This is a genomic window from Methylobacterium sp. WL103 (assembly GCF_008039885.1).
GTDB lineage: Bacteria > Pseudomonadota > Alphaproteobacteria > Rhizobiales > Beijerinckiaceae > Methylobacterium > Methylobacterium cerastii.
The window spans coordinates 1-6180 of record NZ_VRUX01000242.1 but is presented as its reverse complement, the minus strand read 5'-3'; the positions used below and the strand labels follow the sequence as shown (position 1 = coordinate 6180).

Here is a 6180-nt window from a genome sequence, read left to right as displayed (position 1 = left end):
GCCGGGACCGCGGCGGCCGCCTGGCGCAGCGATGCGGAGATCCTGCTCGGCCTCCGCCCAGCGCAGGGCGTTCCCACCACGGAACGGATGACGCGCCATCGCCGGCGTTTGACGGAGGCCTTCGACGCCGCCGTGGCCCTGGCCGCCGAGGACGCGCAGGCCGGGATCGCGGCGACCCATCGCGCCACGGTGTGGACGATCTGGGCGATGCTCGGGCTCGTCGGCGTCCTCACCCTGGTCGGGGTGACGACGGCCTGGTGGCTCGCCCGGAGCCTGTCGCAGCCCCTGATCCGGCTGACGGCCGACACGGACCGCCTCGCGCGGGGCGACACGAACGTGAAGCTGCTGGCGGCCGCCCGCCGGGACGAGATCGGCGACATCGCCCGGGCGGTGGTGAAGATCCGCGACATGTCGCTGGAGGACGCGGCCCGGCAGCTCGAGACCACCGCGGCGGAACGCCTGCGCGAAGAGGCTGCGCGGCGCGCCATGCTCCACGAGCTCGCCGACGGGTTCGAGCGGACCGTCGGGAACATCGTCGCCCGAGTCTCCGATACCGTGGACGGGCTGCAGGCCTCCTCCGATACGATGCGCGCGGAAGTGGAGGGAACCGCCCTGTGCTCGACCCGCGCTGCGGGCGCGGCCCGCGACACCGGCGGCAACGTGGACGCCGCGGTGAACGCGGCCGGCACGATCGGCGCGACGATGGGCGAGATCGGCCGGCAGGTCGATCAGGCGACGGCGATGTCGGCCACCGCCGTGCAGGCCGCATCCCGCACCGAATCCACCATGGCGGCGCTCGACCGCGCGGCGAACCGGATCGGCGACGTGATCGGCCTCGTCTCGACCATCGCGCGGCAGACGAACCTGCTGGCGCTCAACGCCACCATCGAGGCCGCCCGCGCAGGCGAGGCCGGCCGCGGCTTCGCCGTCGTGGCCGCGGAGGTCAAGGAACTCGCATCCCAGACCTCCAACGCCACGGCCGAGATCGACCGGCAGGTCGCCGCGATCCAGGCGGCGACCGGAGACGCCGCCGGGGCGATCCAGGACATCGCCGCCCAAATCCAGGCCATGAACGGCGTGGCGACGAGCATCGCCCACGCCGTGCAGGAGCAGAGTGCCGCCACGCAGGCGATCGTGCGCAGCATGGCCGAAGCCTCGGCCGGCACCGACCAGGTGACGAACGACATCGCCGAGGTCGTCCACTCGGCGGACGGCGCGGGACAGGCGGCGCAATCGGTCGCGGCCGCGGCCGACGCGCTCGCCGGCCAATCCGGCATGCTGCGCGCGGAAGTCCGCCAGTTTCTCGCCGACGTGCGCGCCGCCTGAATCGAGAACGGCGATGTGCTTGCGCGCATCGCCGTTCTCGACCGGTCGCATGCCGGGCATCGAAATGATGCGGCACCGGGCCACCCCGCCGTCGTCGCGGGGCGCCCGATGTGCCTGGAGACGCCTCAGCCGGCCATCGCCGCCTTGAGGTTCTCGTCGACCTTGTCGAGGAAGCCGGTGGTGGAGAGCCACTTCTGCTCCGGCCCGACCAGGAGGGCGAGGTCCTTGGTCATGAAGCCGGCCTCGACGGTGTCGACGCAGACGGTCTCGATCGTCGTGGCGAACTTCGCAAGCTCCGCGTTGCCGTCGAGCTTGGCCCGGTGGGCGAGGCCGCGGGTCCAGGCGAAGATCGAGGCGATCGAGTTGGTCGAGGTCTCCTTGCCCTTCTGGTGCTCGCGGTAGTGGCGCGTCACCGTGCCGTGGGCGGCCTCGGCCTCGACGGTCTGGCCGTCCGGGGTCATCAGCACCGAGGTCATCAGGCCGAGCGAGCCGAAGCCCTGCGCCGCCGTGTCCGACTGCACGTCGCCGTCGTAGTTCTTGCAGGCCCAGACGTAGCCGCCCGACCACTTGAGGCACGAGGCGACCATGTCGTCGATCAGGCGGTGCTCGTAGGTGATGCCGAGCGCCTGGAACTTGCCCTTGAACTCGGCGTCGAAAACCTCCTGGAACAGATCCTTGAAGCGCCCGTCATAGGCCTTGAGGATGGTGTTCTTGGTGGAGAGATAAACTGGGTACTTGCGCGCCAGCCCGTAGTTCAGCGAGGCGCGGGCGAAGTCGCGGATCGACTCGTCGAGGTTGTACATCGACATCGCGACGCCGGCCGCGGGGAACTTGAACACTTCCTTCTCGATGACGGTGCCGTCGTCGCCCTCGAACTTGATGGTCAGGCGGCCCTTGCCCGGCACCTTGAAGTCGGTGGCGCGGTACTGGTCGCCGTAGGCGTGGCGGCCGATGACGAAGGGCTGCGTCCAGCCCGGCACGAGGCGGGGCACGTTCTTGCAGATGATCGGCTCGCGGAAGATCACGCCGCCGAGGATGTTGCGGATCGTGCCGTTGGGCGAGCGCCACATCTCCTTGAGCTTGAACTCCTCGACGCGCTGCTCGTCGGGGGTGATCGTGGCGCACTTCACGCCGACGCCGTGGCGCTTGATCGCCTCGGCCGCGTCGACCGTGACCTTGTCGTTCGTGGCGTCGCGATGCTCGACGCCGAGGTCGTAATAGTCGAGGTCCAGGTCGAGATAGGGGTGGATCAGCTTGTTCTTGATCTCGGACCAGATGATTCGGGTCATCTCGTCGCCGTCGAGCTCGACGACGGGCTTCGCCACCTTGATCTTGTCCATGAGCCACTGCCTTCCGTAGAAATCCGGGCGGCCCCCATGCAAATGCCGTGCGGCCGCGGGGCGGGTCATAGCGCGGGCCTTTCCCGGACGAAAGCCGGGGGCGCGGACAGGCCGCCGGGGCTGTCATGCGCGCCGGGCCGTGCGGCGTGAGGGGTGGACATCCGGCGCTCCGGCTGAAATCAGCGCGCATCCATCGAGCGTCAGGAGCAACCATGAGCGAGCGCATCATCCTGCGGGCCGGCGAGGCGCTGGTCGCCGGCGGGCCCCCGAACACGGCTGCCGAGCCCGAAGTGATCATCGGCGAGCTCGACGGGCCGGTGGGCACCGCGCTCGCCACGCTGACCGGCGACCAGGTCGTCGGCCATTCCCGCGTCTTCGCCCTGCTGAACACCGACATCATGGTGCGCCCGGTGACGCTGTGCGTCTCCAAGGTCAGCGTCACGGAATCGAAGTACACCTCGATCCTGATGGGCACGGTGCAGTTCGCCATCGCCAACGGCGTGCTCGACGCGGTGCGCGCCGGCTACATCCCCAAGGACAAGGCCAACGACCTCGGCATCATCTGCTCGGTCTGGCTCAGCCCGGGCGTGATCGAGGCCGAGACCGTCGACCACAAGGCGCTGTTCGACATCCAGCGTCGCGGGATGACGGAAGCGATCCGCAAGGCGATGACCAACGAGCCCTCGATCGACTGGCTCCTCGAGAACCAGGAGAAGATCGTGCACAAGTATTATCAGATGGGTCTCGACGGGAAGATCTGAGCGCCGCGAACGAGGGCCTCCGTCCACTCGGAAGCCCTTCCGCACGGCGGACGTCCGTGCGAGAGGCCCGCGCATGAGCGTCCCCGTGGTCATCCTCGTCGAACCGCAGTTGGCCGAGAACATCGGCATGACCGCCCGCGCGATGGCGAATTTCGGGCTGTCGGAGATGCGGCTCGTCGCGCCGCGGAACGGCCGGCCGAAGAAGGGCATGCGCGAGGCCGCCTCCGGTGCGACGCACGTGCTCGACGCGGCAAAGGTCTACGCGACGCTTCCCGAGGCCGTCGCCGACCTGAACGTCCTGTTCGCGACGACCGCGCGGGAGCGCGGGCAGATGAAGCGCGTCCTGCTGCCCGACGTCGCCATGGCGGAGGCGAACGTGCGAATCGCGAATTCCGAAAAGGTGGGCGTGATGTTCGGGCGCGAGCGCATCGGGCTCCTGAACGACGAGGTCTCGCTGGCCGACGCCATCGTCACCTTCCCCGTGAGCGAGGAATTTCCCTCGCTCAACCTCGCGCAGGCGGTTCTGCTGGTGGGATACGAGTGGCGCCGCGCGGCGGGCCTGGCCCAGGCCCCCTTCACCGGCGAGATTCGCGCGCCGCAGGCGACCCGCGAGGCGCTGCTCTCGCTGTTCGAGACCCTGGAGGCGACGCTTGCCCGCGCCGGCTTCTATCCGCCGGAAAAGCGCGAGAGCATCGCCCGCAACATGCGCGACCGGCTCCACCGCATGAGCCTGACCGAGCAGGACGTGCGCACCTTTCGCGGTGCGCTGAAGGCGCTGGAACGCGGAGCCCGGCGCCGGCCGGACGGGGCTGCCTAGTGGTGAAAACCTGACGGATGGAACCCACCCCGAACGTCTGCGATGGGTGGGTTTCTGCCCGTCCGCTTTGCGCCAAAGTTCGAGGTAAGCTGCCGAGCGAACCGTTCGGAGGGATCATGAAAACCGACTGGAGTTTGATCCGTGAAATGATGAGCGCAGCCATCGATACATGCGAACGGATCGAGGCTTGCGGCTACTCCGAAAATGATCGAGACGCGAGCGCTGTCCTGGCCGGGCAAGATGTGAGCGTCTATGAAATGCTCGTCAGCGCGTGGACTTATCCCGAAAACATTCGGTATAAAATCATCCGCTCACGCCATGACAATCAGAACGATCTTCCGTACGTCCCAGAGGCGGCACGTATCTTGATCGCGATGGCGCAAGCCAGCGCTGAACTCATCGATGCTAATGTTTCTGCCACAACAGAAGCGGATGTTCGCAGGATGATTGATTGGTTTCAAAACAAAGCTGCGCTAAAAGTTGAAGAAGCGATCTTCAACAAGCGAGTGATTTGACGTTTCGATGTACGCTTCTGGATAGTTTCTGAGCGGTGAAATTTGGCTGCCATGGGTCGGGAGCGGACCCAAAGCATGGGTTCCATCCGTCAGATTTCGACCACTAGAGCCTTTTCCAGCACGGTCGATCCCGGCTCGCGTCGAGGCGATGCGACCCCACGACGAGATGGAGCGTTTTCCGTGATCCGCAGATCAGGGATGACGCCCTAGCCGCGATCGGCGGGCTTGCGCGCCGTCGCGGCGCGGGTCGATTGCGCGGCGAGGCTGCGCAACGAGGCGAGGTTGGCGGCGACCTCCGCCGGCGGCAGGTCGCGCCGCAGGATCGCCTCGGCCTCGTCGAAGCGGCCCTTCAGGCCGAGCACCAGCGCGAGGTTGCCGCGCACCCGTGCATCCGCGCCAGGCCGCGAGACCGCGACGCGCATCGTCTCCTCCGCCCGGTCGAGCTGGCGCGCCAGGGCGTAGGACAGGCCGAGATTGGACAGCACCGAGGGCTCGTCCGGCCGGATTTTCAGAGCGGCGTCGTAGAAACCCTGCGCGCGGGCGTGGTCGCCGAGCTGGTCGGCGACGGAGCCCTGCGCCGACAGGATGCGCCAATCCGGCTGGGCCGGGGAATGGGCGTTCTGCAGCACCTCCTGCGCCTCCTGCAGCCGCCCGACCTCCACCAGGGACTTGCCGTAGGCGCCGAGCACCGCCGTGTTGCGCGGGTTGCGAAGCGCCGCCTGCTGCAGCACCGCGCTCGCCTGGGCGCGCTGGTCGCTGGCCCGTAGCGCCTGCGCGTAGCGCATCGCGGTGCCGAGGTCGTTGGGGTTGGCCGCATAGGATTCCGCGAGCGCCTCGGTCTGCCCGGCCGAGGGGCGCGCGCCGTTGATCGAGCCGGTGGTCTCCGGCGAGCGCGGCTGGCAGCCCGCGGCCACGAGGGTGACCAGGCAGGCGGCGATCAGCCGGGGTGCCGAGTTCCGTGCGAACGTGGCCGCAACCGGCCGGGAGGCCGCGATCATAGGATGCTCCGTCGAGGTCGGGCGGGTTCTTCCCGCACCCGACGGGACGGTGGTAGAGCGTTAACCCTAACCCAGGGTTAAACGCCCCGGCCAGCCAGGACCACATGACCGACACCGCACCGTCCATCCCTCCGTTGTTGCCGGCCGGTACTCCCGGCATCCCGGTCACGCTCGTCGCCAAGGCCGGCTGGTCGGCGACCGAGGCGGGGCTGGCGGCGTCGCAGAGGACCTATGCGGCGGCGACCGGCTTCACCGCGAAAGCCGGCCAGCTCGCGCTTCTGCCGGCCGCCGACGGTAGCATCGCCCGCGTCCTGTTCGGCCTCGGCGCGACGGACGAGGCCGGCCACGACCGGCTGTCGGCCGGCAAGCTCCCCGGCCTGCTCCCGCCCGGCGCCTACGCGCTGGCGCAGGTCGCGGGCGATG

The 6180-nt window shown here is 68.7% G+C and carries 6 protein-coding genes and 1 pseudogene; 5 read left to right on the top strand and 2 right to left on the bottom strand.

The genetic code is table 11. The annotated features are described in order from the left end of the window. Window positions 1-1326, top strand: a 1326-nt coding sequence (locus tag FV222_RS15070; RefSeq protein ID WP_147814905.1) for a HAMP domain-containing methyl-accepting chemotaxis protein, incomplete at its 5' end; no start/stop codon positions are given. Between the two features lie 125 nt (window positions 1327-1451). Here FV222_RS15070 and FV222_RS15065 read toward each other — a convergent pair. Further along, the gene (locus FV222_RS15065; protein WP_147814903.1) at window positions 1452-2666 is read right to left on the bottom strand and encodes an NADP-dependent isocitrate dehydrogenase; all 1215 of its coding nucleotides are present in this window, start codon (window positions 2664-2666) and stop codon (window positions 1452-1454) included. Between the two features lie 212 nt (window positions 2667-2878). Between FV222_RS15065 and FV222_RS15060 the strand changes: the two genes are divergently transcribed. The 3 genes from FV222_RS15060 (at window position 2879) to FV222_RS15050 (ending at window position 4759) form a co-directional block, all read left to right on the top strand. Beyond that, window positions 2879-3427: a formaldehyde-activating enzyme gene (locus FV222_RS15060; RefSeq protein ID WP_147814901.1), complete on the top strand. Its 549-nt coding sequence runs from the start codon at window positions 2879-2881 to the stop codon at window positions 3425-3427. Window positions 3428-3500: 73 nt separating this feature from the next. Next, complete coding sequence (locus FV222_RS15055; RefSeq protein WP_147814899.1) at window positions 3501-4244, top strand: RNA methyltransferase; 744 nt, start codon at window positions 3501-3503, stop codon at window positions 4242-4244. 116 nt (window positions 4245-4360) lie between these two features. Beyond that, window positions 4361-4759, top strand: coding sequence for a hypothetical protein (locus FV222_RS15050; protein WP_147814897.1), 399 nt, complete (start codon window positions 4361-4363; stop codon window positions 4757-4759). 206 nt (window positions 4760-4965) lie between these two features. Here FV222_RS15050 and FV222_RS15045 read toward each other — a convergent pair whose 3' ends face one another. Further along, window positions 4966-5757: a tetratricopeptide repeat protein gene (locus tag FV222_RS15045; protein WP_147814895.1), complete on the bottom strand. Its 792-nt coding sequence runs from the start codon at window positions 5755-5757 to the stop codon at window positions 4966-4968. A gap of 104 nt (window positions 5758-5861) precedes the next feature. On the opposite strand from FV222_RS15045, the pseudogene FV222_RS15040 reads away from it, so the two are divergent. Then, window positions 5862-6180: pseudogene (locus tag FV222_RS15040) on the top strand (leucyl aminopeptidase family protein); the annotation flags it as partial.

Bases quoted from the DNA above. Each gene is read 5' to 3' on its own strand.
- FV222_RS15065 (WP_147814903.1), bottom strand. From the start codon at position 2,666: ATGGACAAGATCAAGGTGGCGAAGCCCGTCGTCGAGCTCGACGGCGAC.
- FV222_RS15060 (WP_147814901.1), top strand. From the start codon at position 2,879: ATGAGCGAGCGCATCATCCTGCGGGCCGGCGAGGCGCTGGTCGCCGGC.
- FV222_RS15045 (WP_147814895.1), bottom strand. From the start codon at position 5,757: ATGATCGCGGCCTCCCGGCCGGTTGCGGCCACGTTCGCACGGAACTCG.
- FV222_RS15055 (WP_147814899.1), top strand. From the start codon at position 3,501: ATGAGCGTCCCCGTGGTCATCCTCGTCGAACCGCAGTTGGCCGAGAAC.
- FV222_RS15050 (WP_147814897.1), top strand. From the start codon at position 4,361: ATGAAAACCGACTGGAGTTTGATCCGTGAAATGATGAGCGCAGCCATC.